Genomic DNA, 2875 nt, shown 5'->3' on the forward strand with positions numbered 1-2875 from the left:
GGGCGGTGGGCTACCTGGGCGCAGATGGCGGCGCGACCTGGCGGTGGTGATCCGCACCCTGATCTGCGACCGGCTTGGGGACGGGTCCTGGCAGCTGAGTCTGGGGTTGGGCGGGGCGATTACCGCGGACTCGGATCCGCAGGAGGAATGGGATGAGGTGCGCACCAAGTCGGTGGGCGTGCTCAGCGCCCTGGGGGCGCGCTTCCCCTACTAGGGCGGTGCCGCTCCTACTGCAGGGTGGCGGTCAGCCGGGCGGCGTTGTCCACCCAGCGCTGCAGCCGCGGACGCTTCTCCCACTCCTCCAGGGTCAGTTCCTTGGAGATGCTGCGGTAGTGGGCCTGCACCTGGTTGACCTGGTCCACCGTCTGCGCGCCGAGCAGCATGACCGAGATCTCCATGTTCAGGCTGAAGGAGCGCATGTCCATATTGGAGGATCCCACGACCGCGACCTCGTCATCGACGGTGAAGCACTTGGCGTGCAGCACCATCGGGGCCGGGTACAGGTAGATGCGCACCCCGGCCTCCAGCAGCACCTGGTAATAGGACTGCTGGGCGTGGTGCACCAGGAACTGGTCCCCGGACTCGCATACGAACAAATCCACCTCAATGCCGCGCTGCGCCGCGGTGGTGATGGCGTAGAGCATTGAATCATCGGGCACAAAATAGGGCTGGTGATCTTCAGGCGTTCGGAGGCCGAATAGATCAGCGTGTTGAACAGGCGCAAGTTGTTCTCATCCTCATACCCCGGCCCGCTGGGCACCACCTGGCCCACGGTCTCCCCCGGCACATCGCTGGCCGGCAGCGGGTAGCGGGCGTCGGTCAGGTCCTGCAGCACGTCATCGGTGTCGGCCTCCTGCCACCAGTCGGTGGCGAAGACCACGTCCAGGGAACGCACCAGCGGGCCGCGCACCTGGATCATCAGCTCCACCCATTCGCGCCCCACCTTGTGCGAGCTGAGCCGCTTGTAGCCCGGCTCGATCAGGTTTTGGCTGCCGGTGAAGGCCACTTCCCCGTCCACCACCAGGATCTTGCGGTGATTGCGCAGATCCGGGCGGCGCCAGCGGCGCCGGAACGGGGCCACCGGCAGCATCCGCTTCCATTCGATGCCCGAATCCTTCAGCCGCCGCTTCAGCTGCCCGTACCCGGCCACCCGGGCGGTGCCCAGGTGGTCAAACAGCAGGCGCACCACCACCCCACGCTTGACCGCGGCCTCCAGGGAATCCAGGACCGGGCCGACGAAGTCCGGGTCATCGCCCATGATGTAGAACTGGATGTGCACGAATGTCGTGGCCTTGTCGATCTCCCGGCGCATTGCTCCAGCGAGGCACGGTAATCGGAGATCACCTCCACCTCGTTCCCGCCCTCCAGCGGCAGCGCCCCCAGGGTGCGGTTGAGCACCGCGGCGGACTCAATCCATTCCTCATCACTGTGGAATTCGACCGGCGAATCCATGTGCGAGGTGGCCTGCAGGATTGCCTCGTTGGCGCGGCGCTGCTTCTCCAGGCGCCGGCGGGAGAGGCGCGGGTTGGCAAAGAGCAGGTAGAGGATCAGCCCACGACCGGGATGAAGAAGATCGCCAGCAGCCAGGCCATGGCGGTGGTGGGCCGGCGGTTGCCCGGAACCACTCCGATCATCACGATACGCACCACGATGTCGAAGGTCACCGCCAGCGCCCAGACCGTCGGGCCCAGCTCCCGCAGGAAGTTCTCACCTAGCATCATACGGCCAACTCCTGCCTCGTGCTTTCCACCGGGGCGTCTTTCCCGCGGTCATCGTGCGTTTTGCCTATCGCTAGACTACCCAATTCCCCGGTTCAAGGCGGTGTCGGTTGCGGCGAGTTATCCGAAGCACCGGCGGGATTCGATAATCTAGTACCTATGAGTTCATTGGTTTTCCTCGATCCGTCCTATCCGGCCGGTCGACTGGCGGACATTAACGCGCCGCAACTGCCCGTGACCGCCCAGGGTGTTTCCCGTGGTGACGGTATCTTCGAATCGATGCTCTACAAGCACCAGAGCGTGCGCAAGATCGACGCGCACCTGGCCCGCCTGCAGTCCTCGGCCCAGCTGTGCGACCTGGAGATCCCCGACGAGATCCAGTGGCGTGCGGCCATTGACACCGCCATCGCGGACTTTGATGCCACTGGCGGGGCCGATGAGGCCGTGGTGAAGCTGGTGGCCGCCCGCGGGGACGCGGACAGCGACCCGGCCCTGTGCTGGGTGACCGTAACCCCGGCCCCGACGCTGGGCCAGGCCCAGCGGGATTCGGGTGTGGACGTGCTGCTGCTGGATCGCGGCTATGATTCGAAAATTGCCGAACGCGCGCCCTGGCTGCTGATGGGAGCCAAGACGCTGTCCTACGCGGTGAACATGGCGGCCCTGCGCTACGCGCGGCCCATGGTGCCCATGATGTCATCTTCACCTCCTCCGACGGTGCGGTGCTGGAGGGCCCGACCTCCACCGTGCTCATGGCCCAGCGTGACGGGCAGACCAAGCGCCTGCTCACCCCGCTGCTGGAAACCGGGATCCTGCCGGGCACCACCCAGGCGGCGATCTTCGCTGCCGCCGCGGAGGCCGGCTGGGAGTTGGGGTATGGCCCGCTGCGTCCCGAGGACCTCTATCAAGCCGACGTGCTGTGGCTGGTTTCCTCGGTGCGCCTGCTCACCCCGGTGAATTCGCTGGACGCCAAGCCGCTGCGCTTCGACGCCGGACTGCACGCGGAGCTGAGCGAACTGGCCGATCACCTGGCCTAACCGAGCACGCAAAAACGGGGGAGCAGTCCATGGACCGCTCCCCCCGTTCTTGATGCGCTATCCCCAGACCAGGCTCCAGGTCCCGGCCAGCACAGCGGCGGCCACTGCCAGCGCCCCACCCGA

1 protein-coding gene and 2 pseudogenes are annotated in these 2875 nt (G+C 66.3%); 2 read left to right on the top strand and 1 reads right to left on the bottom strand.

The genetic code is table 11. The annotated features are described in order from the left end of the window. A partial coding sequence (locus JCM19049_RS10940) for a chorismate-binding protein (RefSeq protein WP_306420784.1) occupies window positions 1-214 on the top strand: 214 nt, incomplete at its 5' end. Window positions 215-227: 13 nt separating this feature from the next. Here JCM19049_RS10940 and cls read toward each other — a convergent pair. Continuing rightward, window positions 228-1718 (bottom strand): annotated as a pseudogene (gene cls / locus JCM19049_RS10945) (cardiolipin synthase). A gap of 159 nt (window positions 1719-1877) precedes the next feature. On the opposite strand from cls, the pseudogene JCM19049_RS10950 reads away from it, so the two are divergent. After that, window positions 1878-2752, top strand: a pseudogene (locus JCM19049_RS10950) (aminodeoxychorismate lyase). Window positions 2753-2875: the final 123 nt, after the last annotated feature.

The organism is Arthrobacter sp. JCM 19049, from assembly GCF_001310435.1.